General features: G+C 74.3%; 25 protein-coding genes. 4 read left to right on the top strand and 21 right to left on the bottom strand.

Annotated elements, in window-relative coordinates:
- Positions 1-54: 54 nt before the first annotated feature.
- The 3 genes from AB0D10_RS38435 to AB0D10_RS38425 all read right to left on the bottom strand — a co-directional run bounded on the left by AB0D10_RS38435 (position 55) and on the right by AB0D10_RS38425 (position 3,334).
- On the bottom strand, positions 55-1,674 hold the full coding sequence (locus tag AB0D10_RS38435) for a cation acetate symporter (protein ID WP_360265156.1): 1,620 nt from the start codon (positions 1,672-1,674) through the stop codon (positions 55-57).
- Entirely contained in the window at positions 1,671-2,027 is a 357-nt protein-coding gene (locus AB0D10_RS38430) for a DUF485 domain-containing protein (RefSeq protein WP_360265153.1), read from the bottom strand. The genes AB0D10_RS38435 and AB0D10_RS38430 overlap by 4 nt, the downstream gene beginning before the upstream one ends.
- Before the next feature lie 263 nt (positions 2,028-2,290).
- Positions 2,291-3,334, bottom strand: a complete 1,044-nt coding sequence (locus AB0D10_RS38425) for a zinc-dependent alcohol dehydrogenase family protein (protein ID WP_360265150.1) — start codon at positions 3,332-3,334, stop codon at positions 2,291-2,293.
- A gap of 127 nt (positions 3,335-3,461) precedes the next feature.
- Here AB0D10_RS38425 and AB0D10_RS38420 point away from each other — a divergent pair, with 127 nt between their 5' ends.
- Positions 3,462-4,445 (top strand): DEDDh family exonuclease, encoded by a 984-nt coding sequence (locus AB0D10_RS38420; RefSeq protein ID WP_360265148.1) that lies wholly within the window; start codon positions 3,462-3,464, stop codon positions 4,443-4,445.
- A gap of 31 nt (positions 4,446-4,476) precedes the next feature.
- Positions 4,477-5,274 carry an SURF1 family protein gene (locus AB0D10_RS38415; RefSeq protein WP_360265145.1) on the top strand — a complete coding sequence of 266 codons (798 nt, stop codon included), beginning with the start codon at positions 4,477-4,479 and terminating at the stop codon, positions 5,272-5,274.
- Between the two features lie 19 nt (positions 5,275-5,293).
- Here the strand turns inward: AB0D10_RS38415 and trxA are convergent, their stop codons facing one another.
- Together trxA and AB0D10_RS38405 are read right to left on the bottom strand one after the other, a co-directional pair.
- Positions 5,294-5,626, bottom strand: coding sequence for a thioredoxin (trxA, locus tag AB0D10_RS38410; RefSeq protein WP_360265142.1), 333 nt, complete (start codon positions 5,624-5,626; stop codon positions 5,294-5,296).
- Between the two features lie 3 nt (positions 5,627-5,629).
- Positions 5,630-6,046 (bottom strand): MerR family transcriptional regulator, encoded by a 417-nt coding sequence (locus AB0D10_RS38405; RefSeq protein ID WP_360265139.1) that lies wholly within the window; start codon positions 6,044-6,046, stop codon positions 5,630-5,632.
- A 135-nt stretch (positions 6,047-6,181) separates the two neighbouring features.
- Between AB0D10_RS38405 and AB0D10_RS38400 the strand changes: the two genes are divergently transcribed.
- Positions 6,182-6,943 carry an SDR family oxidoreductase gene (locus tag AB0D10_RS38400; protein WP_360265136.1) on the top strand — a complete coding sequence of 254 codons (762 nt, stop codon included), beginning with the start codon at positions 6,182-6,184 and terminating at the stop codon, positions 6,941-6,943.
- Positions 6,944-6,946: 3 nt separating this feature from the next.
- On the opposite strand, the gene AB0D10_RS38395 is transcribed toward AB0D10_RS38400, so the two are convergent.
- The 9 genes from AB0D10_RS38395 to AB0D10_RS38355 all read right to left on the bottom strand — a co-directional run bounded on the left by AB0D10_RS38395 (position 6,947) and on the right by AB0D10_RS38355 (position 14,218).
- Complete coding sequence (locus AB0D10_RS38395; RefSeq protein ID WP_360265133.1) at positions 6,947-7,594, bottom strand: alkaline shock response membrane anchor protein AmaP; 648 nt, start codon at positions 7,592-7,594, stop codon at positions 6,947-6,949.
- Positions 7,591-8,388, bottom strand: coding sequence for a DUF6286 domain-containing protein (locus AB0D10_RS38390; RefSeq protein WP_360265130.1), 798 nt, complete (start codon positions 8,386-8,388; stop codon positions 7,591-7,593). The genes AB0D10_RS38395 and AB0D10_RS38390 overlap by 4 nt, the downstream gene beginning before the upstream one ends.
- The gene (locus AB0D10_RS38385; protein WP_360265128.1) at positions 8,385-8,753 is read right to left on the bottom strand and encodes a hypothetical protein; all 369 of its coding nucleotides are present in this window, start codon (positions 8,751-8,753) and stop codon (positions 8,385-8,387) included. The genes AB0D10_RS38390 and AB0D10_RS38385 overlap by 4 nt, the downstream gene beginning before the upstream one ends.
- Positions 8,753-8,944 (bottom strand): hypothetical protein, encoded by a 192-nt coding sequence (locus AB0D10_RS38380; RefSeq protein ID WP_360265126.1) that lies wholly within the window; start codon positions 8,942-8,944, stop codon positions 8,753-8,755. Before AB0D10_RS38380 ends, AB0D10_RS38385 begins: the two co-directional genes overlap by 1 nt.
- A gap of 49 nt (positions 8,945-8,993) precedes the next feature.
- Positions 8,994-9,503: an Asp23/Gls24 family envelope stress response protein gene (locus tag AB0D10_RS38375; RefSeq protein ID WP_360265123.1), complete on the bottom strand. Its 510-nt coding sequence runs from the start codon at positions 9,501-9,503 to the stop codon at positions 8,994-8,996.
- A 179-nt stretch (positions 9,504-9,682) separates the two neighbouring features.
- On the bottom strand, positions 9,683-10,489 hold the full coding sequence (locus AB0D10_RS38370; RefSeq protein ID WP_360265120.1) for an enoyl-CoA hydratase/isomerase family protein: 807 nt from the start codon (positions 10,487-10,489) through the stop codon (positions 9,683-9,685).
- A gap of 252 nt (positions 10,490-10,741) precedes the next feature.
- Complete coding sequence (locus tag AB0D10_RS38365) at positions 10,742-10,975, bottom strand: helix-turn-helix domain-containing protein (protein WP_030059940.1); 234 nt, start codon at positions 10,973-10,975, stop codon at positions 10,742-10,744.
- Positions 10,976-11,302: 327 nt separating this feature from the next.
- Entirely contained in the window at positions 11,303-12,901 is a 1,599-nt protein-coding gene (gene abc-f / locus AB0D10_RS38360) for a ribosomal protection-like ABC-F family protein (RefSeq protein ID WP_360265117.1), read from the bottom strand.
- A gap of 213 nt (positions 12,902-13,114) precedes the next feature.
- Entirely contained in the window at positions 13,115-14,218 is a 1,104-nt protein-coding gene (locus AB0D10_RS38355; RefSeq protein WP_360265114.1) for a hypothetical protein, read from the bottom strand.
- Positions 14,219-14,585: 367 nt separating this feature from the next.
- Here AB0D10_RS38355 and AB0D10_RS38350 point away from each other — a divergent pair, with 367 nt between their 5' ends.
- The gene (locus tag AB0D10_RS38350; protein WP_360265112.1) at positions 14,586-15,821 is read left to right on the top strand and encodes a glycosyl hydrolase; all 1,236 of its coding nucleotides are present in this window, start codon (positions 14,586-14,588) and stop codon (positions 15,819-15,821) included.
- A 4-nt stretch (positions 15,822-15,825) separates the two neighbouring features.
- Here the strand turns inward: AB0D10_RS38350 and AB0D10_RS38345 are convergent, their stop codons facing one another.
- From AB0D10_RS38345 to AB0D10_RS38315, 7 genes are read right to left on the bottom strand one after another with little or no spacing between them, the layout of a single operon-like run.
- Positions 15,826-16,986, bottom strand: a complete 1,161-nt coding sequence (locus AB0D10_RS38345; protein WP_360265109.1) for a GNAT family N-acetyltransferase — start codon at positions 16,984-16,986, stop codon at positions 15,826-15,828.
- The gene (locus AB0D10_RS38340; RefSeq protein ID WP_360265106.1) at positions 16,983-17,948 is read right to left on the bottom strand and encodes a Wzz/FepE/Etk N-terminal domain-containing protein; all 966 of its coding nucleotides are present in this window, start codon (positions 17,946-17,948) and stop codon (positions 16,983-16,985) included. Before AB0D10_RS38340 ends, AB0D10_RS38345 begins: the two co-directional genes overlap by 4 nt.
- Before the next feature lie 49 nt (positions 17,949-17,997).
- A complete protein-coding gene (locus AB0D10_RS38335) occupies positions 17,998-19,113 on the bottom strand; it encodes a glycosyltransferase (RefSeq protein ID WP_360265103.1) in 1,116 nt (371 codons plus the stop codon).
- Positions 19,110-19,961: a polysaccharide deacetylase family protein gene (locus AB0D10_RS38330; RefSeq protein WP_360265100.1), complete on the bottom strand. Its 852-nt coding sequence runs from the start codon at positions 19,959-19,961 to the stop codon at positions 19,110-19,112. The genes AB0D10_RS38335 and AB0D10_RS38330 overlap by 4 nt, the downstream gene beginning before the upstream one ends.
- Entirely contained in the window at positions 19,951-21,684 is a 1,734-nt protein-coding gene (locus AB0D10_RS38325) for a lipid II flippase MurJ (RefSeq protein ID WP_360265097.1), read from the bottom strand. Before AB0D10_RS38325 ends, AB0D10_RS38330 begins: the two co-directional genes overlap by 11 nt.
- Positions 21,681-23,021, bottom strand: a complete 1,341-nt coding sequence (locus tag AB0D10_RS38320) for an O-antigen ligase family protein (RefSeq protein WP_360265095.1) — start codon at positions 23,019-23,021, stop codon at positions 21,681-21,683. Before AB0D10_RS38320 ends, AB0D10_RS38325 begins: the two co-directional genes overlap by 4 nt.
- Positions 23,022-23,026: 5 nt before the next feature.
- Positions 23,027-24,439, bottom strand: coding sequence for a sugar transferase (locus tag AB0D10_RS38315; protein WP_360265092.1), 1,413 nt, complete (start codon positions 24,437-24,439; stop codon positions 23,027-23,029).
- Between the last annotated feature and the right edge of the window lie 92 nt (positions 24,440-24,531).

Raw genomic sequence — 24,531 nt, 5'->3', positions numbered from 1 at the left:
GGCCGGCCCGGCCACCATGAGGCGGGCCGGGCCAGCATAGTCATCGCGGGACGATCAATGGGCGCCCAGTCCGGTCAGCGAGCGGACCTCCAGTTCAGCGTACTTCGCCGGGTCGGGGCGTTCCTTGGACAGCAGGGTCCCGAGCCAGCCGGCCAGGAAGCCGACCGGGATGGAGACCAGGCCGGGGTTCTCCAGCGGGAACCAGTGGAAGTCGACGCCTTGGAAGAGGGAGTTCTTGCCTCCGGACAGCACCGGGGAGAAGATCACCAGCACGACCGAGGAGAGCAGGCCGGCGTAGACGGAGCTGACCGCGCCGGCGGTGGTGAAGCGCTTCCAGAACAGCGAGAAGAGCAGGGTCGGCAGGTTCGCCGAGGCGGCCACCGCGAAGGCCAGGGCCACCAGGGCGGCGGTGCTGAGCTTGCCCGCGTAGAGGCTGAGCACGATGGAGATCGCGCCGATCACCACGGCGGCCCACTTCGCCGAGAGCACCTCCTCCTTCTCGCTCGCCTTCCCGCGCCGGATCACGTTCGCGTACAGGTCGTGCGCGAAGGAGGCAGAGGAGGCGAGGGTTAGCCCGGCCACCACGGCGAGGATGGTGGCGAAGGCGACCGCCGAGATCACCGCGAGCATGACCGCCCCGCCGGTGGTGCCGGCCCCGCCGCCGAGCTGCTCGGCGAGCAGTGGCGCCGCGGTGTTGCCGGACGGCGTCTTGCCCTCGACGGCGACCATGCCGCTGCGGCCGACCAGGGCGGCCGCGCCGAAGCCGAGTGCCAGGGTCATCAGGTAGAAGACGCCGATGATGCCGATCGCCCAGAGCACCGACTTCCGGGCGGCCTTGGCGGTGGGGACGGTGTAGAAGCGGACCAGGATGTGCGGCAGGCCGGCGGTGCCGAGCACCAGGGCGATCCCCAGGCTGACGAAGTCGAGCTTGGAGGTGTTGCTGGCCCCGTACTTCAGTCCGGGTTCGAGGAAGGCCGCGCCCTTGCCGCTCGCGGAGGCGGCCGCACCGAGTAGTTCCGAGGGGTTGAAGTGGTACTTGGCGAGCACCAGGACGGTCATCAGCGCGGCGCCGACGATCAGCAGCACCGCCTTGACGATCTGCACCCAGGTGGTGCCCTTCATGCCCCCTATCACCACGTAGACGATCATCAGTGCGCCGACCGCGAGGATGGTCCAGCGCTTGGCGCCGTCCCCGGTGACCCCCAGCAGCAGGGCCACCAGCGCCCCGGCGCCGACCATCTGGGCGAGCAGGTAGAAGATCGAGACGACGATGGTGGACACTCCGGCCGCGGTGCGCACCGGGCGCTGGCGCATCCGGAACGCGAGCACGTCCGCCATGGTGAAGCGGCCCGAGTTGCGCAGCGGCTCGGCGATCAGCAGCAGCGCGACCAGCCAGGCGACCAGGAAGCCGATCGAGTAGAGGAAGCCGTCGTAGCCGTTGAGCGCGATCAGCCCGGCGATGCCGAGGAAGGACGCCGCGGACATGTAGTCGCCGGAGATGGCCAGGCCGTTCTGGAATCCCGTGAAGCCGCGGCCTCCCGCGTAGAAGTCGGCGGCGCTCCGGTTCTGCCGCCCGGCCCGGACGGTGATGACCAGGGTGGCCAGCACGAAGGCCCCGAACAGGGTCATCGTCAGGCCGCGGTGCTCGGTGGCGGAGCTGGCGAGCAATGTCATTCGACGGACTCCCGGGGGGCGTGGACGACGGCTCCGTGGGCCTCGCGGATCGCGGTGGCGGCCGGGTCGATCCGCCGGTCCGCGTAACGGGCGTACCAGGCGGCGATCGCGAAGGTGGTGGCGAACTGCAGCAGTCCGAGCACCAGGGCGATGTTGACGTGCCCGAGGACCTTGGTGCTCATCAGGCCCGGGGCGTAGCACGAGAGCAGGACGTAGAGCAGGTACCAGAGCACGAAACCGATGGTGACCGGGAAGGCGAAGCTCCGGAACGAGCGCCTCAGGGTACGGAACTCCTCGCTGTTCTCGATGAGTTGGACTTCCGTGGGGGTAGTGGTGATCGGCGGCGAATCCACTCTCTCTCCTCACTCCTTCGGCGTAGCTGTCACACAGGGGGAACGATCGAGCGTGAGGGGCGTCACATTTCGCGGGCGCGCCGCGCAATGCTAGGAGCGTGGTGCCCGCCCCGAAAGGGGTTGACCGCGATCAGCCGGCCGTTCACCCCCTCGCACCATTCGAATGGCCGAAAACCACCACCCCCACCACTGCGGCCGGACCACCCCCGTCCCATGCGAAAGGGGCGGCACCGACCAGCGGTGCCACTCCTTTTGACGATGCGTCAGAAAGCGATCCGGACCTTCAGCGCCGAGCGGTCGTCCATCGCGCGGTAGCCGTCCGGCACGTCGTCCAGGCCGACCGTGCGGTCGAAGACCAGGCCCGGCTCGATGGCCCCGGAGAGCACGTCCGGCAGCAGCTCGGGGATGTAGGCGCGGGCCGGCGCGACGCCGCCGTTCAGGGAAACGTTCCGGCCGAACATCTGACCGATGTCCACGCCGGCGCTGCCGCCGTGCGGCACCCCGACGTAACCCACCGCGCCGCCGTCCCTGGCGATCGAGATCGCCGTACGCATCGACTCCTCGGTGCCGACCGCCTCCAGCACCGCGTGCGCGCCCTGGCCACCGGTCAGCTCCTTCACCGCCTCCACGGCGGCGTCCCCGCGCTCGGCCACCACGTCCGTCGCCCCGAAGCGCCGGGCCAGCTCGGTCCGGGCGGTGTGCCGGCCCAGCGCGATGATCCGGCCCGCGCCCAGCCGGTGCGCCGCCAGAACGCCACACAGGCCGACCGCGCCGTCACCGACCACCGCGACCGTCGACCCGGGCCGCACCCGCGCCGAGACCGCCGCGTGGTGCCCGGTCGACATCACGTCGGACAGCGCCAGCAGGCCGGGCAGCAGCTTCTCGTCGCCCGCCGCCTCCTTGGGCAGCTTCACCAGGGTGCCGTCCGCGAACGGCACCCGCACCGCCTCGCCCTGGCCGCCGTCCGAGCCGACCTGCCCCCAGAACCCGCCGTGCGGGCAGGAGGTCTGCAGGCCTTCGCGACAGAAATCACACGTCCCGTCGGACCAGACGAACGGCGCCACCACCAGGTCGCCCTTGGCGAAGCCGCGCACCTCGGCGCCGGCCTCCTCGACCACGCCCAGGAACTCGTGCCCGATCCGCTGCCCGGCCACCCGCTGGGCCACCCCGCGGTAGGCCCACAGGTCGCTGCCGCAGATGCAGGCGTTGACCACACGGAGCACCACGTCCGTCGGGTGCTGGATCACCGGGTCCGGAACGTCCTCGATCCGGATGTCGTTGGGGCCGTGGATCACGGTGGCACGCATGCGCTGTTCCTTCGCTGAGAACGATCTCGACCAGGTGTACGACACCCCCGCCGACCACTCTATTCCGGCCGGTCGATCGGAACATTCCGGCCAGGCCCCTCCTCGCCGCCCCTTATCCTGTTGGACCATGCAACCGATCCAGCCCGCGCCGAGGACCGTCCCGGTCCCCGCCCAGCGCTCCGCCGCCCCCACCGAGGGCTTCGCGGTCGTCGACGTCGAGACCACCGGTCTCGGACGCTCCGACCGCGTCATCTCCGCGGGCGTCTACCAGCTGGACCCGGACGGCGAGGTCACCGACCACTGGTACACCCTGGTCAACCCCGAGCGGGACCCGGGCCCGGTCTGGATCCACGGCCTGACCTCCGAGCTGCTCTCGGGCGCCCCCACGTTCCCGGAGGTCGCCGACGAGTTCGCGGACCGGCTGCGCGGCCGGGTCCTGGTCGCGCACAACGCGCTCTTCGACTGGAACATGATCTCCCGCGAGTTCTCCCGGGCCGGCCTGCACGCCCCCGTCGAGCAGCGGATCTGCACCATGGTCCTCTCCCGCGACCTGCGGCTGCCGCTGCCCAACGGCAAGCTGGCCTCGCTCGCCGCCCACTTCGGCGTCCGGCAGCGCCACGCCCACAACGCCCTGGACGACGCCCGGGTGCTCGCCGAGGCCTTCCGTCCCAGCCTGCACCTCGCCCGCCTCGGCGGCGTCCCGCTGCCGCTGCAGAAATGCGTCGCGGTCACCGACCTCGGCGAGGACGAGCCCGCCGCCCCCGGCCGCGCCTCCTGGACCGGCTCCAGCTACCGCCAGGCCAAGAAGCGCCCGTCCTGCCCGTACCCCAACCCGGGGCGCTGGCAGGACGGCAAACCCCTGGTCCAGGGCATGCGGGTGGCCTTCACCGGCGACACCTCCACCGAGCGCGAACTCCTGGAGGACCGCGCCGTCGAGGCCGGCCTGCACATCGCCACCTCCGTGAGCCGCCTCACCAGCCTGCTGGTCACCAACGAGCCGGACAGCTGGAGCGGCAAGGCCCGCAAGGCCCGCGAGGTCGGCACCCCGGTGGTCACCGAGGACGCCTTCCTCCAGTTGCTGCGCGAGGTCGCCCCGCACCCCGGTGCGTGAGCCCGTTGTGAGGTCGGCGTACCGTTCCCATGTGTACCGTTTTCTGCTGACCCGCCAGTGGCTGATCACCATGCTGATCGCGCTGCTGCTGATCCCCGCGACGATCAAGCTGGGCTTCTGGCAGCTGCACCGCCACGAGGCGCGGGTGGCCCGGAACGAGCTGATCGGCAAGGCCCTCACGGCGTCCCCGGTCCCCTTCGACACCCTGTCGCCGGCCCCCGGCTTCACGGTCCCCAAGGACGTCACCTGGCGTGCCGTGACCGCCACCGGCCAGTACGACGTGGCGCACGAGTTCGTGGTCCGCAAGCGGACCGACTCCAGCGGAACCATCGGCTACTTCGTCGTGACCCCGCTGAAGCTCGCGGACGGCAAGGGCACCGTCCTGGTCAACCGCGGCTGGGTCGCCTCCGGCACGAGCGCCACCCAGTACCCGCCCGTCCAGGCCGCCCCCGCCGGCGAGGTCTCCCTCACCGGCCGCCTGCGCCCCGACGAGACGTACGGCGCCAGCGGCATCAAGGACCGCGCCGGTCTGCCCGACCGCCAGTTCAACCTGATCAACACCGAGGAGCAGTCCAAGGAGAGCGGCAACCCCCTCCTCGGCGGCTACCTCGAACTGGCCGCCACCACGCCGGACCCGGGCGACCAGCCGGAGCTGATCCCCGCGCCCGACCACTCCGACATCGGACCGCACATGGCCTACGCCATCCAGTGGTGGCTGTTCACGGCAATGATCCCGGTCGGCGTCTGGATCCTCGCCCGCCGTGAGGCCAAGGACCGCGCCAAGCAGGCCGCCGAACCCGAGACGGTCACCGAACCCGTCCCCGCCTAGGCCCGGCCCCGGCCCATCGCTAGAGCACGTCCTCCAACTCCCGCAGCAACCGCGCCTTCGCCCGCGCGCCCACCACCGACCGCACCGGCTGCCCGCCCCGGAACACCATCAGCGTCGGCATCGACAGCACCCCGTACGCCGCCTGCGTCCGCGGGTTGCGGTCCACGTCGACGCTCACCACCCGCAGCCGGTGGGCCTCCTCCCGCGCCACGTCCGCCAGCACCGGCGCCATCATCCGGCACGGCGGGCACCAGTCGGCCGTGAAGTCCACCAGCACCGGCCCCTCGGCCGCCAGCACCTCCGCGGCGAACGTCTCGTCCGTCACCGCCGGCACACCCGCGATCTCCACCATCGTCTACTCCTCCGTCGTCTTCGTCAGTTCACACCGTGGTGGTTGCTCGGAGGCCGCGAGGTCGTCCCGCGCCCGGACCGCCCGCTCGAACTGCCCGGCCACCCGTTCCCGGGCCTCCCGCAGCCGCTCGATGCAGTCGTCCAGCTCCGCGAGCTTGCGCTCGTACACCTCCAGCGACGCCGGACACGAGTCCCCCTCGGGGTGGCCCGCCCGCAGGCACTCCACGAACGGCCGGGTCTCCTCCAGCCCGAATCCGAAGTCCTGCAGCGTCCGGATCTCCCGCAGCAGCCGCAGATCCCCCTCGTCGTACGCCCGGTACCCGTTGCCCGCCCGCCGGGCCGGCAACAACCCCAACTGCTCGTAGTACCGCAACGCCCGGGTGGTCGTCCCCGCCCGCTCCGCCAACTCCCCGATCCGCATGCCGAACCCGCTCCTCCCGCACAACCGGTACCGACCGTAAACCTTCCCCCGGACGTCAACGCCAGCCCCGCCGCCGGCCCTTCCGCGAACCGGACCCCGGCTCGTACCCCCCGCCCCACCCGGCAAGATGTCCCCATGGATCTCGGACTGAAAGACCAGGCCTACATCGTCACCGGCGCCACCCGGGGCCTCGGCCTCGCCGCCGCCCGCGAACTCGCCGCCGACGGCGCCCGCGTCCTCGTCAGCGGCCGCACCCCGCAGGCCGTCGACCAGGCCGTGGCCGAACTCGGCGTCCTCGGCACCGCCCGGGGCGTGGTCGCCGACAACGCCTCCCCCGACACCCCCGAGCGCCTCATCGCCGAGGCCCGGCAGCACTTCGGCCGTCTCGACGGCATCCTGATCAGCGTCGGCGGCCCCCAGGCCGGCCCGGTCGAGACCACTCCCGAGGAGGCCTGGCGCGACGCCTTCGAGTCGGTCTTCCTCGGCGCCCTGCGCCTCGCCCGCGCGACCGCCGCCGTGCTCCCCGCTGGCGGCGTGATCGGCTTCGTGCTCTCCAGCTCGGTCCGCCAGCCGATCCCCGGCCTGGGCATCTCCAACGGCCTGCGCCCCGGCCTGGCGATGGCCGCCAAGGCCCTCGCCGACGAACTCGGCCCCCGCGGCATCCGGGTGGTAGGCCTGCTCCCCGCCCGGATCGACACCGACCGGGTCCGCGAACTCGATTCCCTCGCCGCCGACCCGGACGCCGCCCGCGCCGCAGCCAGTGCCGGCATCCCGCTCGGCCGCTACGGGACCCCCGAGGAGTTCGGCAAGGTCGCCGCCTTCCTGCTCTCCCCCGCCGCCTCCTACCTGACCGGCCTGATGGTCCCGGTCGACGGCGGTGCCCTGCGCACCCTCTGATCCCTAGATCACCCTCGACTGCCTCCGCCGCCGCCGGGGCCACCGGTGCCGCGGCTCGGCGGGGGCGGCCTGCAGCACCCGGATCCGCAGGTCCGCGGGCAGCTCCGGCAGCCCCAGGCTGCCGCAGGCATCGGCCCGGGGCCCGTCCTCGAAGTGCTCCACCAGCGCGACCGGGTCCCCGCCGGGCGTCAACCGCACCGCGCCGCGCAACCGCGGGTGCCGCGGCGCCCGCACCAGCCGGACGCCCACCCGCTCGACCTCGGGCAGCACCACCGTCCTGGTCTCCATCGCCTCCTCCAACGCCCGTGCGCCGACCCGCAGCCGGAGCCCGCTCACCCCCGGGGTCGGCACCGCGATGCTCTGCAGCCCGGTGCGCCGCAGCTGCGCCACCAGCCACCACACCATCCCGGCCACCAGCACGACCAGCCCGCCGATCACCGTCGGCCACCACCACGTCGACGACACCCACCGCCCGCGCGAGCTCGCGCTCAGCACCGGCCGGCCCGGCGACGTCAGCGGCCACCACCCCGGCGGGTGCACCCCCGCCCACCGGTACAGGTCGAGCCCGCCCAGCAGCACCAGCACCCCCACGCCCAGCAGCAGCACCCCCACCACCCCGAGCAGCACCCGGTTGACGACCACCCGCGTCACCCCGCCACCCCCGTTCCCGGCCCCGTTCCCGTGCCGTCCCCCTGCTCCGGGCCCTTCCCGTTCTCACCGCGCTCGCCGTCCTCCGGGCCCTTCCCGTTCTCCGCGCGCTCACTGTCCTCCGGGCGCTCGCCGTCCTCCGGGCCCTCCGCCGTCCCCGTGCCCCCGCCCGCCCCGCGCCGATCCGCCGTCCGCACGTCCAGCCGCAGCGGTCGCGCCAGTCCCACCCGGTCCAGTTCCTCCCGCAACTGCCGCTGCACCGACGCCGGGTCCGCCGCCCCGGTCAGCGACACGCGCACCCGCCGCCGCCCGACCCGGATCCGCAGGTGGTCGATCCCGGCCAGCCCGGCCGCCCGGTCCGTCAGCAGGTGACCGATCCCGGCCCGGTCGACGGCCGCGGCGGTCCCCCCGTACGGCCGGAGCACCAGCCACCTCCCCAGCCCGGGCGCGATCGCCAGCCACAGCAGCCAGCCGCCCAGCAGCGTCGCGACTCCGGCGCCCACCAGCACCCACACGTCGTCGAGGTGCCGGGTCGCCAGCTCGTCCGCGATCTGCGTCCGCCACCTGCGTGCCGGCTGCCCCGCCCGCACCGCGATCACGTCGTACAGCAGCGCTCCCGCGGCCACCAGCACCACCGTCGCCACCAGGGTCGCGGCCACCGTCCGCGGCGCCCGCAGCCGGTGCACCTTCCCCGGCGCGGCCCGGCCGGACGCCTCGCCGGACTCGCCGCCGGGCTCCGCGTCGGCCGTCCCCGGCCCCCCGACGACCTCCGCACCCGCGTCGCCCGCGCCGTTCACGAGGCTCCCCCCGCCACCAGCTTCTCGACCACGACCACCACGTCCGACACCCTGGTCCCGGTCAGCCCCAGCACCCTCGCGGCGATCGCCCGCCGCATCGCCGCGGCCAGCCCCGCGACGTCCGACGGGAAGGGCAGCTCGACCTCGACCCGGACCGTCACCGTGCTGCCGGGCACCGCCACCGAGACCCGCGGCGGCGCGCCCCTCGCCCGCCCGGCGGGCCAGGCACCGGCCAGCACCTCCCGCACCGCCCGGGCCGCGATCCGGGCGTAGACGCGGTCGGCGACCCGCAGCCGCCCCCGCCGGCCCGACGCCGGCACCGGGCCGGGGGCAGGAGCGGAGGCGGCGGAGGCGGTGGCCCCCATCAGCGGCGCCGGTCGCGGCCGCGGAACAGGTCCCCGAGCTCGCCCAGCTCGATGTCGCCCTCCAGCAGGCGCCCGGCCACGAAGCCGACCAGCCCGAGCGCGGCCACCAGCAGGAACGCCGCGAACCCCCCGAAGTACCCGGCGAAGCCGAGGGCCATGCCCACCACCAGGCCGACGATGGCCAGGTTCATCCGCTACTCCCTCGTTCCTCGCGGCGTCGTGCCCCGCCGGGGCCGCCCGCTACTTGAGCTTGGTCCGCTGTCCCGGCGCCGCCGGTTCCTCTTCCTCCTCGAACTCCGGCTCGTCCGGGAGGTGGACGTCGTTGACCGCGATGTTGACCTCGACGACCTCCAGGCCGGTCATCCGCTCGACCGCGGCGATGATGTTCTCCCGCACCTGGCGGGCGAGTTCGGGGATGACCACGCCGTACTCGACCACCAGGGCGATGTCGATCGCGGTCTGCTTCTCACCGACCTCGGCCTTGATGCCACGCCCGATGCTCGACTTGCCGCCGGGCACCCGGTCCCGCATCGCACCGAACGTCCGGGCGAGCCCGGAACCCAGCGCGTGGATCCCGGAGACCTCCCGGGCCGCCATCCCGGCGATCTTCTCCACCACGCCGACGGCCAGCGCCGTGCGACCGCGGTCCTCGACCGGCTTCGGTCCGCCGGAGCCACCCGGCGGCGGGCCGGGCAGCGGGGTGCCGCCGGCGTTCTTGTGCAGGGTCGCGGGCGTCGGAGTGTCAGGCATGGGCGCTTCTCCCGTCGTACGGCTCCAGCTATATCGCAAACCTCCCCAACTCTTGCATTTCGCCACGTTCTGCGCCCGCCGAGCGGACGCCGCGGGACGCGGGCGGAGCACCCCGGAAGCACCGAAGGCCCGGCTCCGGGGCGTTCCCCGGGGCCGGGCCTTCGATCGGAGCGGCGGCGTCAGTCGCCGATGCCGGCGAGCTCCCGCAGCCGACGGGCCTGCGCCACCCGTTCGGCCGAGCGCTGCTCCTCGAAGGTGCGCCCGGCGGACCCTTGCAGCAGGGCCTTGGTCTCGATCACCGCGCCGCGCGGAGCGGCCAGCAGGGCCGCCGCGAGGTCCCGGGCGGCGGTGTCCAGCTCCGCACCCGGCACGGCCAGGTTGGCCAGACCGGTCGCCGCGGCCTCCTCGGCGCCGACCCAGCGGCCGGTCGCGCAGATCTCCAGTGCCCGGGCGTAGCCGACGAGTTCGGTGAGCGGCTTGGTGCCGGCCAGGTCCGGCACCAGGCCGAGCGAGGTCTCCTTCATCGCGAACTGGACGTCCTCCGCGACGACCCGCAGGTCGCAGCCGAGCGCGAGCTGGAAGCCTGCGCCGACGGCGTGGCCCTGGACGGCGGCGATGGAGATCAGGTCGGGGCGGCGCCACCAGGTGAAGGCCTCCTGGTACGAGGCGATGGTGTCGTCCAGCTCCTTGTCGCTCGCGCCGGCGAGCTGCAGGAAGGTGGGTTCGCCCGGGATGCCCTCGGCGGTGAACATGGCCCGGTCCAGCCCGGCCGAGAAGGAGACGCCCTCCGCGCGCAGCAGGACGACCCGGACGCTGCCGGGCAGGTCTCGACCGGCGTCGGTGAGGGCGCGCCAGAGCGCGGGCGACTGGGCGTTGCGCCGCTTGGGCTGACAGAGGGTGACGACGGCGAGCTCGCCCTCGATCTCCAGACGGACGCCGTCCCGCTCCCAGCTCGGGGCCTGCGGTTCGGTGGCGGGGGCGGTCATGCGGGGACCTCCGGTGGCGGGGGATGTGGCTACCGGAGAGTAACAAAACTGGGCGCAGGTGGGCAGGGGCCTGGCCCGGAAAGATCGCCGGGGCCCGCGCGAAGGGAGGGAGCGAGGGTGGGCGGCACCCCGGACATGACGATCGGCGGCCGGTCCACACGACCCGAGGGCGGACGCCCGGCTGTCGGTCAGCCGTCGTCTCCTCGGTCGGCGCCCTGCCGCCGCGTCATCCAGCCAATAGCTGACGAACCGTCAGGAACCGGCCCCGGCAGTCGCCTTGTTCTTGCCCCGCGTGGCACCGCCGCGGCCCCGGAGGATCACTCCGGACTCGCTCAGCATCCGGTGCACGAAGCCGTACGAACGACCGGTCTCCTCCGCGAGAGCGCGAATGCTCGCCCCGGAGTCGTACTTCTTCTTGAGATCGGCCGCGAGCTTCTCACGCGCGGCACCGGTCACCCGGCTGCCCTTTTTCAGAGTCTCGGCCACCCGTGCCTCCTCGTAGCGTTGCTCGGTCAGATTCCCATGATCACCCATCCACCGCGTCCTGGCCACCCATTCGACAAGGTCGATGTCGGAAATGCGTGGTCCGCCGGTGGTGATCCGAGCGCATCAGGGCGCTCACGCAGAGTGCACGCCCCCGGGCGGTTACCGCCGTTCGCCGTGAAAGGGCTGATCAGCAGCGTCGGCCCGACCACGATCGAGTGGCGGGCCGACGGGAAGTCTCTAAACGGAATCCGGGTCTACTTCATTCCCGGACACGCCGTAAGGACTAGTTTTTCTGGTCCGAAAAGCGGAGGCCGCGTCTACTTCCGGTCAGGCCAGCGAGACCAGATCGGCGTACGCCGGGCTCCAGAGGTCCTCCACGCCGTCCGGCAGCAGGATGATCCGCTCCGGCTGGAGCGCGTCGACCGCGCCCTCGTCGTGGGTGACCAGCACGACCGCGCCGGAGAACTCGCGCAGCGCGCCCAGGATCTCCTCGCGGCTGGCCGGGTCGAGGTTGTTGGTGGGCTCGTCGAGCAGCAGCACGTTGGCGGAGGAGACCACCAGGGTGGCCAGCGCCAGACGGGTCTTCTCACCGCCGGAGAGCACCCCGGCCGGCTTGTCGACGTCGTCGCCGGAGAACAGGAAGGAACCCAGGATCTTGCGGATCTGCACCAGGTCGGTGTCCGGCGCGGCCGACCGCATGTTCTCCAGGACGCTGCGCTCCGGGTCCAGGGTCTCGTGCTCCTGGGCGTAGTAGCCGATCTTCAGGCCGTGGCCCGGGATGACCTCGCCGGTGTCCGGCTGCTCGACCCCGGCCAGCATCCGCAGCAGGGTGGTCTTGCCGGCGCCGTTCAGGCCCAGGATGACGACCCGGGAGCCGCGGTCGATCGCCAGGTCCACGCCGGTGAAGATCTCCAGCGAGCCGTAGGACTTGGAGAGGTCCGCCGCGGTCAGCGGGGTCTTGCCGCAGGCCGCCGGCTCCGGGAAGCGCAGCTTGGCGACCTTGTCGCTCTGGCGCACCTGGTCCAGCCCGGAGAGCAGCTTCTCGGCGCGGCGGGCCATGTTCTGCGCGGCCACCGTCTTGGTCGCCTTGGCGCGCATCTTGTCGGCCTGCGCGTTCAGCGTCGCGGCCTTCTTCTCGGCGTTGGCCCGCTCGCGCTTGCGGCGCTTCTCGTCGTCCTCGCGCTGCTGCTGGTACTGCTTCCAGCCCATGTTGTAGACGTCGATGGCGGACCGGTTCGCGTCCAGGTAGAAGACCTTGTTGACGACCGTCTCGACCAGGTCGACGTCGTGCGAGATGACGATGAAGCCGCCCTTGTACGTCTTCAGGAAGTCCCGCAGCCAGGCGATGGAGTCCGCGTCCAGGTGGTTGGTGGGCTCGTCGAGGAGCAGCACGTCGGAGTCCGAGAACAGGATCCGGGCCAGCTCGACGCGGCGGCGCTGACCGCCGGAGAGGGTGTGCAGCGGCTGGCCGAGGATGCGGTCCGGCAGGCCCAGCGCGGCGGCGATGGTGGCGGCCTCGGCCTCGGCGGCGTACCCGCCCTTGGTGAGGAACTCGGTCTCCAGCCGGGCGTACTTCTTCATCGCGTTGTCGCGGGTGGCGCCCATGCCGTTCGCCATCCGCTCCTCGTTCTCGCGCATCTTCCTCAGCACGGTGTCGAGGCCGCGGGCGGAGAGGATGCGGTCCTTGGCGAGGACGTCCAGGTCACCGGTGCGCGGGTCCTGCGGGAGGTAGCCGACCTCGCCGGAACGGGTGATGGTCCCGGCGGCGGGCAGGCCCTCGCCGGCCAGCACCTTGGTGAGCGTGGTCTTGCCGGCGCCGTTGCGCCCGACCAGGCCGATCCGGTCGCCCGCGGCGACCTTGAAGCTCGCGGACTCGATCAGGATCCGGGCACCGGCGCGCAGCTCGAGGGCGTTGGCGGAAATCATGGCTGGGAACTACTCCTGGGACGTGGGCGGGCGGCCGGACGGGCCGGGGCCGGGCGGGCGGAAAGGGCTTCATCGGCGGTCGGCACCACCTGGGGCGCCGCCGCCCGCTATTGCCCGGAGAAGATAGCCATGGCGGCAAGTCTACCGGGCCGTGCGGAACTCCCCCGGGCGCCTACCGCCCCGGGGTATCCGCCGACCCGACGACCCGTCGGGTCACGGCTGCTGCGCGACCGGCCCGTCGCCCGCCGGAGCCGGGGGCGCCGGGGTGTCCGCGGCGGCCGGAGCCGCCGGGGCGCCGGTCTCGGCCGGGGTGTCCTGGGGAGCGGCCGGGGTGTCGGTCGCGGCCGGCGTCACCGGGGCCGTGGGGGCCGGTGTCACCGCGGCGTCGGCGGTCTGCGGCGCCGCCGGGTCGACACAGCCGCCCTGCGGACGGACGGCGGCGAAGGGCGCGACGGGGGCGCCGCAGGCCGTCTCGGGCGCGGCGACCTTGGTGTCGAAGACCTTGGGCGGCACGATCGGGCCGTCGGTGATCTCCACCCGGCTGCGGTCCAGCACCTTGACCGTCGCGGCCGGGCCGGTGCTCATCGCCCAGCCGTTGCTGTCCAGCCGGTAGCCGGTGATGCCGCCGGAGACGGCCTGCCCGCTGCTGTTGGTGCAGGTGCGCGGAATGAGCACGGCGTAGTCGGTGTGCACGGCGCGCAGCGGGTCGTAGGCGCAGCCGTTGGCCGGCTTGTCGTTGTAGCGCAGGTCGCCGTCGGCGTCGCGCAGTCCCATGGTCAGATTCGGCGTCATCAGGGCCAGCCAGGGCGAGCCGTCGCGCTGGACGGTGTGCAGCGCGGCCGCGGCCCGCTGCTTGGCGAGCTGCTTGCGCTGGGCGTCGGTCCGCTTGTCGGCGCCGGGCTCGCCGTCGCCGCGCAGCCAGTCCGCCAGGCCCGGCACCGCGCGGTGCCAGCGCACCTCGTGGTCGCCCGGGCGCACCGAGGTGACGATGCCGTCGTCCCAGACCACGATCGCGTTGTCCCCGGCCATCGCCAGGTAGAGCGCCTCGGCGCCCTCGCGGCGGTAGGACCAGGCCTGCTCGCCGGTCTGCTTGTGGAAGGCCTCCAGGCCGGGGCCCACCCGCAGGTCCAGGTCGGCGGCGCTGAGCGACTCGGAGTTCACCGGCGTCGCCTCGGCGTCCCCCGGTCCCGCCACCCGGTCGCCGAACGGCACCGGCTTGTTCGCGTGGGCCGCAGCTCCGGCCGCAAGGACCAGCATCACCGCCAGGGCAGGCAGGATCGAGCGGGGGGTCAGTACACGCAGCGGCTTCCGGGACACCGCCGGAGCGTACCTTTCGCCGGGCACGCGAGTCAGCCCGGTTACGGGTTGCGCCCGTGTCGCGAACGGCGCGTGGGGCCCCGCGCGCCCCGCCCGCGCGCCCGCCCGCCGACCTGCGCCGTCGCAGCCCCGCCCGCTCCGCCGGGCACCCCGGGGCGGCCCGCGCGGGCCCGGCCGGACCGTTACAGATCTGATACACGGCGGGCGCCCGGCGGCTGTTGCGGCAGATGGCGTTCGAATATCGCCCACTTTAGGGTGACATTCAGCATTCCTCTCCTCCGTCGGGCCTACTGTCGGCGAGCGGGGCGCCACGGTCCGTCCACGCCGAGACCGGGCGCCCCGCCCCGTGACGTCCGGAGGAGAGACCATGCGCATCGGCCGTCTGACGCTGGCCGCCGCCGCCCTGCTGCTGATGGCCACCGCCAGCGTCCCGGCCGGGGCCCCGCTCGGTCAGGGCGAACGGCACGGCCTCTCCTCCGACGCCTACGAGCCGCGCACCGCCGGCCCCCGGCCGCCGGTCCGGCGGCCGGCGCACGAGCCGCCGTTCGGGGCCTTCGTCGGTTCCTGGGACACGTACATCCCGCAGATCGGCCGGTACGCACAGTGGCTGGGCGACGCGAACCTGCAGGTCGGCCACACCTATCTGGCCGGCAACGGCTGGTCCGACGTCGAGGGCGACCCGGTGGTCCTCGGCCTGTGGTCACAGTGGCGGCTCGCCGACCCGTCCCGGATGCTCGTGCTCGGCGTGCCGATGCTGGTGCCCAACGAGGCGCACGTGTCGGACGGCGAGGTGGCGAAGCTGCTCACCCAGGGCGCCCGCGGGGACTTCGACGGGCACTTCCTCAAACTCGCGCGGCGGCTGGTCGCGCTGGGCGGCCCGGACACCGTGCTCACCCTGGGCTGGGAGATGAACGGCACCACCTACACCCACCGCTGCAAGCCCGACCCCTCCGCGTGGAAGGCCTACTGGCGGCGGATCGTCGGGGTGATGCGCTCGGTGCCGGGGCAGCGGTTCCGCTTCGACTTCGCCCCCAACCGGGGCCTGGACGCCATCCCGTGGACGAGGTGCTACCCCGGCGACGACGTGGTCGACATCATCGGCATGGACAGTTACGACCAGCCCGCCGGCGGGACGTTCGACGACTACGTGCGCGAGCCGTACGGGCTGCAGGACCAGGTGGAGTTCGCGGCCAGGCGCGGCAAGCCGGTCTCGTACCCGGAGTGGGGGCTGTTCCGCAACGGCGACAACCCGGAGTTCGTCCAGCGGATGGTCGAGTGGGTCCGCACCCATGACACCGCCTACCAGACCGTCACCGACTACTGCCCGCACGGCTTCTTCCAGTGCGTCGGCAACCCGCGCTCGGCGGCGCGGTTCAAGCAGCTGATGTCCGGGTCGAAGGGGGCGTCGGCGGTGTTGCCGACGGCGCCCCCGACGCCCACCGTTCCCCCGGTACCGGCCCCGTCGCCGGTACCCGCCTCGCCGAGGCCGACCGGGACGGCGGCAGCGACCGGGCCGGCGACTGCGACCGCGACCGCAGCCGCGGTGCCGACACCGGGACCGGCCGCGAGCCCGTCCCCGGCTGCCACGCCCGCCCGGCGCTGAACGGTCAGCTGCGGCGGCGGGCCAGCAACGCCTCCTTGAGCGCGGGGAAGCGGGTGCTCAGCCGGTGCGCCGCCGCCTGCCGGGCGAGCACCGCCCCGGCCCGGACGGCCGCCGCCGGCGCCGGTCCCGCCGGGCCCAGCAGCAGCCGCTGGTTGGGCAGCCGGTCCGGGCGCCAGCGCTGCTTGTACGGCTCCTGGCCGCGCAGCAGACCGAGCACCGGGACACCCGCGCCGACCGTCTCCTCCAGGGCCGCGCTGAACAGCAGTCCGGCGATGTCCAGCCGTTCGCGCAACACCGGGTGCGCGCCGTACAGGTAGAGGCCGCCGAACGACGGGCAGAGCAACAGCAGGTTCACCGCGACCAGCTGGCCGTCCAGGTGGAACCGGTGGACGACGGCCTTGCCGGTGGCGACCAGGCCGGTGGTGGACTCGGTCAGGTGCCGGGCGAACCGTTCGGTACGGTGCTCCGGCGTGACGCCGCGCTGCTGCCACTGCAGGTAGTGCAGCCGCAGCAGCCCCTCCAACGCCTCCGCCACCTCGGCCGGCGGCGTCGAGCTGACCCGCACCCCGGCCTCGGCGATCTTGCGCAGCTTCACCCGGGTGCGTTGGGCCGTCTTGCCGGGCACCCGCTTGAGCAGCCGCTCCATCGGGACGGCAGGCAGGTACTGGCAGAGCGAGTCCTCGAAGCAGCGGCGGTTGCCGCGCCAGTGCTCGTACACCCGCTGCACCGCCGCCTCGGGGTGTACCTCGCGCAGCTCCAGCCAGTGCCAGGGGCGGGTGAGCGGCAGCGCGGCGGCGAACTCGGCGGCGGCCCGGTCGGCGCACTCGTCGTCGAGCAGGACGTCCGTGTAGTCGACCAGCCCGGCGCCGAGGCCGGTCAGGCCGCCGAACGGGCCGCCGCGGCGCCGGAAGGCGCCCGCGCCGACCAGCCGGCCGTCCCGGCGGACCAGCACCACCACCAGGGCGCCCGGGCGGCCGTAGTGACGCCACCAGGAGCGCTGCCAGGCGGCGGCCTGGAAGAAGGTGGCGGACCGGCAGCGGGCGGCCAGGTCGTCCCACTCCTCGGCAAGGGTGTCCAGCGCGTCGTCCTCGCACCGCAGCTCGCTGCTCCAGGCCGGCGCCGCCGGCTCGGCCGGCAGGCCGGCGCTGCGGGTATCGGTGCTCATCGGCCGCCCCCGACCGGGGCCTTCTCCTTGGCCGGGGCCTTCTCCTTGGCCGGGGCCTTCTTCTTGGCCGCGGTCCTCTCCGCGGCCGGGGAGGTCTCCGCCGCCTCGGGCGCGGCCTCGGTGGGCTCGGTCTTCGCGTCGGTCTTCGCGTCGGTCTTCACCTGGGCCCTGGCGGGGGTCCGCACGTCGGCCTTCGCGGGGGCGGCCTTCGCGGGGGCGGCCTTCGGGGTGGCGGCCTTCGGGGTGGCGGCCTTCGGGGTGGCGGCCTTCGGGCCCGAACCGGGCCCGGCCGGCTGTTCCTCGCTGCGCGGGCGCGGCGTCGTCGGCACCCCGGCCGGTCCGGCGGCCGCGGGAGCCTCCGCGGTCCCGGCGGACCCGGCGGACCCGGCCTCCGGTTGCTCGGCCCCGGCCCGGCGGCGGGTCATCATCACCAGCGCGCCCAGCAGCAGCCCGGCCGCGCCGCCGACCGCGACGTCCAGCTTGCCGGAGGGCGTGGTCGGCTTGTCGGGTGCGGCGGCCGGGGCCAGTGTCACCAGCCGGACGTTGGTGTCCTTGCTGCTGGTGTTGGCGAAGGCGACCAGCGATCCGGCCACCGCGTCGGCGGTCCGGGCGGCCTCCTGGGCGTTCGTCCCGGTGCCGGTGATCTCGATCATCGGGGCGTCCGGGGAGGTCGTCCCGTGCACCAGGGTCTCCAGTTCGGCCCGGGTGTGGCCGGTTTCGGCGGCCGCCACCGCGAGCACCTGCGGCTGGCCGGCCAGCCGCCCGTACGCCTGGGCGAAGTTGGTCGCGGTCGCGGCCTCGCCCGCGTTCTGCGGGACCACCAGGACGTAGGCGCTGGCGGCGTACGAGGGGTGCGAGACGACGGCGTACCCGGCGCCGGCCGCGGCGCCCAGCGGAACCGCGAGCGCGACGGGCCACCAGCGGCGGACCAGGCGGCGGGCGCTTCGGCGCGTTGTGGTCATGGGTGTTGCTCCTTGGGTATGGGACGGCGGTTCCGGCGATGGCGGGCGGTCAGACGCGGGCCAGCCGGTCGTAGAGGGCGCCCAGGTCGGCGGCGACCCGGGCGATGTCGTAGTGGCCGACGGCCGGCGGGTGCGGCAGCGGCTCCGCGGTCAGGTCGCCCAGGTGCCGCAGGTCGCGCAGCGCGGCGGTGTAGGCCACGGGGTCGGACGGGATGCGGCGGGCCTGCGGGGCGGCGCTGGGCGGCAGCTCGTCGAGCGCCGGGCAGGCGCTGTGCCGCACCGGCAGTCCGGCGGCGAGTCCCTCCAGGACGCCGAGGCCGAAGGTCTCGGCGGTGGACGGCGCGGCCAGCACGTCCAGGGCGGACAGCAGCTCCGGCACGTCGTCGCGCTCGCCGGTGAGCACCAACCGGTCCCGGACGCCCAGTTCGACGGCCCTGCGCTCCAGTGCGGCCCGCTCCGGGCCCTCGCCGACCAGCACCAGCCGGGTGGCCGGGTCGAGGTCGGCGAGGGCCTCGACCAGCACGTCGAAGCGCTTGCCGGGGACCAGTCGGCCCACCCCGCCGACCACCCAACTCCCTTCCGGCAGACCGAGTTCGGCCCGCAGGCGGCGGCGCGCGGCGGCCCGGTCGGGCGGCGGGAGGCGGTAGCGGCCGGAGTCGATGCCGTTGGGGATCAGCTCGATCCGGGCCGGCGGGACCCCCCAGGAGCGCAGTGTCTGGGCGACCTGCCGGGAGACCGCGACGGTGGTGCTGCCGAGCCGTTCGGCCGCCAGGTAGAGGCCCTTGACGCCCCGGGTGACCGGCCTGCCCTCGATCACCCCGGCCTGCAGCGAGTGTTCGGTGGAGACCACCGCCCGCACTCCGGCCAGCCGCGCGGCCAGCCGCCCGTACAGCTGCGCCCGGTAGAGGTGGGTGTGCACCAGGTCGTAGCGGCCGGCCCGGACCAGCCGGACCAGCCGGGGCAGCGCGCCGAGGTCCCGGTTGCCGTTCATGCCCAGGTGGTGGACGGTCACGCCGTCGGCGCGCAGCGCGGCGGCGACCGTGCCGGGGTTGGTCAGGGCGAGGACCTCGCACTGCTGGTGCGCGGGCAGGTGGCGCAGCAGGAGGTGGAGCTGGCGCTCCGCGCCGCCGGAGGCGAGCCCGGTGACGATGTGCAGCACCCTCATGGCCGCTGCTCCCCGCGCGCGCGGCGCAGCTCGGTGACGGCGTCGCGCAGCCGGTGCCGGCCCTTCTTGGCGCGCAGCCGCCAGGCGCCGTCGCGGTCGCCGACGTAGCAGCGGGGCAGGGCGAAGCGGCCGGTGAGCGGGGAGTGCGCGATGGCGCAGGCGTAGTCGTACCCGGCGTCGCGGACGGCGAGGCTGGCGGTCAGGTCGACGGCGCCGTACGGGTAGCAGAAGCCGGTGACCGGGCCGCCGACGACCTCCTCCAGCAGGCGCCGGCTCTCCCGGGCCTGCACCGCCAGGGCTTCGGCCGGCAGGCCGGTGAGCGCCTGGTGGCCGAGGCCGTGCGAGCCGATCTCCCAGCCCGCGGAGGCGAGTTCGATGACCTCCGGGACGGTGAGCAGCTTCTTGCGCGGGCCCTCGGTGTCCCAGTCGTTGGCGCGGCCGAGCAGGTCCGCGACCACGTACGTGGTGGCGGTGAAGCCGTAGGCCTGGAGGATCGGGACGGCATACCGGGCGAAGTCCGCGTAGCCGTCGTCGAAGGTGAGGCCGACCAGCTTGTCGTCCCGGCCTAGGGCGCGGGCCCGCATCAGTTCGCGGACCGAGACGCCCCGCCGGCCGCGCCGGTGCAACCAGGCGATCTGCTCGGCGAACCGTTCGGGGCTGACGGTGAGCCGGTAGGGGTCCTCCTTCTCGACCGCCACCGAGTGGTACATCAGGATCCACGGCGAGGCGGGGCCGGGGATCGACCGTTCACCGACCGGGTGACGGCTCCTGGGCGGTCGAGCCCGGTGCGGCGGGGCGTTGCTGACGCCCGCCTGGGCCGAACGGACGGTTCCCCGTTCATTGTCCATGGGGACGCTTCCCTTCTTCGGCGGGGGTTGGCGGGTTCAGGGCCCGGGCCGCGGCAAGGACCGGGCCGCGCACCTCGTGGGCACCGAGTCCGGTGCCGAGGGCGGCGAAGGCCAGCGCCACGGTGAGGCCCCCGAGGAGGGTCGAGAGCAGGGGGTCGGCGGCCAGTCCGGCAACGGCGGTGCCGAGCACGGTGGCCCCGGCCGCGGCGGCCACCAGCCGGCCGTGGTCGGCGAGCACCCGGCGCAGCCGCAGCGGGATGCCGCGCAGGACCAGGCCGCGCAGCAGCAGCGCGGCGGCGGTGGTGATGCCGGCCGCGTTGCCGGCGGCGAGCCCCAGGGCGCCGAAGCCGGGCGTGGCGAGCAGGCCGGTGACGACGGTGATGCCGAGGCCGAGCACCATCACGGCGGCCGGGTACCAGTCCAGGAGCCGGCGACGGCCGTCGTCGGTGCCGGGGTCGTCGGCCCGGCGGACGACGGGGCGCAGCGAGAAGTACGGGCGGATCATCACGCCGATCAGCGCCTGGGCGGGCAGGCCGAAGCTGTACACCCGGATGACGTCGGCGGTGGCCGCGGTGTCGCCGGGGCCGAAGGCGCCGCGCTCGAAGAGCAGTGAGACGACGGACGGGGCGCAGGCCATCAGGAAGGCAGTGCCGAGCAGGACGACGGCCGCCGCCTGCCCGAGGTCCTTCTCGACGCGGTCGCGGGCGGCGGTGAGGTCCCCCGCGGCGAGTGCCCGGGCGACCAGCGGGAAGGTGACGGTGCAGATCAGGATGCCCGCGGTCATGGCGAGCTGGGAGACCTTGGCGGCGTAGTTGAGGTGCGAGATGGTGCCGGGCGGCAGCGCCGAGCCGAGGTAGCGCTCGACGAAGACCTGCGCCTGCCGGGTCAGGGTGAAGGCGCCCACCGGCAGCAGGGCGAGCGGCATCAGCACCAGGGCCTTGGGCGAGCGGCGGCCTCGGCCGGTGCGGGCACCGGGCGGGCCCTGGCGGAGCCGGCGCAGGAACGGGCCGACCAGCAGGCCGGCCATCAGCAGGCTGCCGGCCGCGACGCCCAGGGCGGCGGAGCGCACGCCGAGGGAGGCGTGGAAGCCGAGCAGGACGGCGAGGATGCCGAGGTTGTGGACGACGTAGATGCCGGCCGGGGCGGTGAAGCGGTGGTGGGCGCGCAGTGCGGCGGCCAGGTAGCCGACCAGGCCGAAGGGGAGCACGGTGATCGCGGTGATCCGGGTGCAGGTGACGGCCAGGCCCGGGTCGGGCAGGCCGGGGGCGAGCAGTTCGACCAGCTGCGGGGCGCCGAGGACGGCGGCCAGGGCAAGGCCGGTGAGCGCGAGCAGCAGCCAGGGCAGGGTGGCGCGGACCAGCTGCCGGACCGGGTCGGGGGCGTCCGGGTCCTCCTCGCGCAGCACCAGGGCGAGGGCGAAGGCGGGCACCATGAGGAAGGACATGGCGTCCTCGATCAGCAGCGGCGCGGCCGTCTCGGGGACGGTCCAGGCGACCAGGAAGGCGTCGGTGCCCTGGTTGGCGCCGAAGTAGCGGGCCAGCAGGAGGTCGCGCAGCAGGCCGAGGGCGGAGCCGGCGGCACTGAGCACGGCCGTGATGCCGAAGGCCTTGGCGAGGAAGCCGCCCCCGGGCGCCCGGTCCGGTGCGGGGGCGGGCCGCTCGCCGGGCGCGCTGCGCGGGGCCGGGAGGGTCGGGGCCACGGCGGCCGGCCGCTCGGTGGTCACCGGTCCGCCTCCCCGGCGGCGGCGCGGGCGGCGAGGCCGAGGACGACGGAGGTCAGCACGGTGGTGGTGCCGCCGATGTCGGCGTACAGGTAGTCGACCAGCACCCAGGTGAGCAGGGCGAGCGCCGCGGGGCCCGGGGCCCGGGAGCGGCGCAGGCAGCCGATCAGCAGGGCGAGGAAGAGCGCGACGTAGGCGGTGATGCCGATCAGGCCCTGCTCGCTGAGGACCAGGAAGTACATGTTGTGCGGGGAGAGCAGCGGCTCGCGCTGGAAGCCGATGGTGGCGTCGGCGGCGTCGCTGCCGGAGGACAGCCGCAGTGGGGCGTGGCTGTCGCGGAGTTGCTGGAAGGCCTTGGGGCCGGCGCCGTGGACGGGGTGGTCCTGCCAGATCCGCCCGGCCGTGGCCCACAGGTCGTAGCGGTCGGAGACGGACTGGTCGGGGGCGGCGGAGACGGAGCCGATCGAGCTGAGCCGCTTGGTGACGCCGGAGCCGCCGAGGCCGAGGCCGCCGATCAGGACGACTGCGGCGGCGAGGCCGAGGACGGCGCTGCGGACGGCGAGCCGGGCGTCGGCGCGCAGCAGCAGCACGATGGCGGCGAGGCCGGTGGCGATCCAGCTGCCGCGGCTGAAGGAGACGGCGAGCGGGAGGACGAGGAAGGCGGCGGCGGCGGACATCGCCCGCCGCAGCCGGGCGTCGCCGGCCGGTCCCCGTTCGCCGAGCGCGAGCGCGAGGGCGGCGAGCAGTCCGAAGCTGACCACCGTGGACATCGCCATGATGTCCAGCGCGCCGAAGGTGCCGACGGCCCGGATCGGCTCGCCGGTGTAGGAGGCGCCGGTGTGGGTGAGGTACTGCTTGGTGCCGACCACGCCCTGGATCAGCGCGGCGAGCACGAAGGAGCCGAGGACCAGGCGCTGGTCGGTGCGGTCACGCAGCGCGCAGAGCACGGCGGCGGGCACCAGCACGAACACCTGGACCAGCCGGACGAAGCCGGTGACGCTGGTGGCCGGGTCGATCGAGCCGACGGTGGCGACGGCGGCGGCGACCACGATCCCGGCGAACAGCGCGCAGGTGGTCCGGCCGACGGCGGGCAGCCGCCCGCGCAGCAGGTTCAGCGCGGTGAGGGCGACCAGGGCCAGCGAGGCGAGGTCGGCGGCGGTGACGTGGACGGCGGCGGTGACGTCCTTCTCGCCGGTCGGCACGCAGACCAGCAGGACGGTGGCCGCGGCCAACGGGCTGGGCCGGGCCGCGAGCGCGGGCAGCACCTTCCGTAAGGCTGCGACTCGCCCGCTCGCCTCCGGTGCGCGCGGGGCGGGGTCGGCGGGAAGGGTCAGGGCCACGCGGGTCAGCTCCCGTCCGGGTGGAGCATCAGAGCCGCGGTGCGGCACAGGATCTTGACGTCCTGCCAGAGGCTCCAGCTCTCGATGTAGCGGTTGTCGAACCGGGCCCGGTCCTCGATGGAGGTGTCCCCGCGCAGGCCGTTGACCTGAGCCAGGCCGGTGAGGCCGACCGGGACGCGGTGGCGGTCGGCGTACTCGGGGTAGACCTGGCCGAACCGCATGACGAAGTACGGGCGTTCGGGACGCGGGCCGACCAGGCTCATGTCGCCGCGCAGGACGTTCCACAGCTGCGGCAGTTCGTCCAGCGAGCTCCTGCGCAGCAGCCGGCCGACGGCGCCCATCCGGTGGTCCTGGGAGATGTTCCAGCGGGTCGCCGACTCGTGCTCGTTGCTCGGGCGCAGGGTGCGGAACTTGAGGACGGTGAAGACCCTGCCGTCCAGCCCGGTGCGCTGCTGGCGGAAGAGCACGCCGGGGCCGGTGTCGAAGCGGACCGCGAGGGCGCAGAGCACCAGGACGGGGGCGAGCAGCAGCAGGCCGAACCCCGCGGCGCCGATGTCCAGGGCGCGCTTGACGGCCCAGCCGGGGCGACGGGTCGCCGGGCGGCCGACCCGCAGGCAGGGGAAGCCCCACAGGTGGTCGCCGCCGGCGATCGGGGCGGTCGGCAGCGAACCGAACTCGCGCAGCGCGGGCACCAGCCAGATCTGGCAGCCGAGCCGGGCGGCCTCGCGCAGGGCGGCCGCGGCCTCGGTCTCGTCGGCGGCGCCGGCGGTGGCGATGACGTGCTGGACCCGGTGCCGGCGCACCTCGCGCTCCAGGACCTCACGGCCACCGAGCACCGGCAGGCCTGGGTCGTCGGCCAGCAGCGGCGGGTCGGCGTCGAGGAAGCCGATCGGGCGCATCCCGTACTCGCCGTGCTCACGGAGGACGGCGGCGACCCGGCGGCCGAGCGTGCCGGCGCCGAGCACCAGGGCGGGGCTGGGGCGGCTGCGGCGGGTCCGCCGGACCAGGTGGTAGAGGACGGCACGGCCGACGGTGGCGATCAGCAGCTGGCAGCCGAGCAGGACGGTGAGGCGGGACGGGGTGGCCGGGCCGCAGTCGGGCCAGTGGCCGCCGAGGCAGTTGGACAGGGTGACGGCGAAGGCGGCGGCGACCACGGCGCGGGCGGCCAGCGCGGGCAGTTCGTCCAGGACGGACAGGGTGAGCCGGGCCCGGTAGAGGCCGCCGGCCAGGTTGAGCAGGAGCAGCAGGGGCAGGACGGCGGGGACGCCGAGCAGCGGGTCGAGGGGGGCGGACGGGTCCATGGCCCGGTTGGCGAGGCCGCCGGCGGAGAACAGCGCGATGGTGTCGGCCTGGACCAGGGCCAGCGGCAGGGCCAGCCGGTTGCGGACCGCCCCGCGGTGCCGGCAGGGCGCCGGCACCGGGTTGCTCGACCGCCCGGCCGGGCTCGCAGGCCGAGTTGGCCGGGTCGGTCTGGCTCTTGGCGTAGACGACCTTCTTCGGCTGGACCTGG

This window comes from Kitasatospora sp. NPDC048545 (assembly GCF_040651155.1).
Lineage (GTDB): Bacteria > Actinomycetota > Actinomycetes > Streptomycetales > Streptomycetaceae > Kitasatospora.
This window is presented reverse-complemented; position numbering and strand designations above follow the sequence as displayed.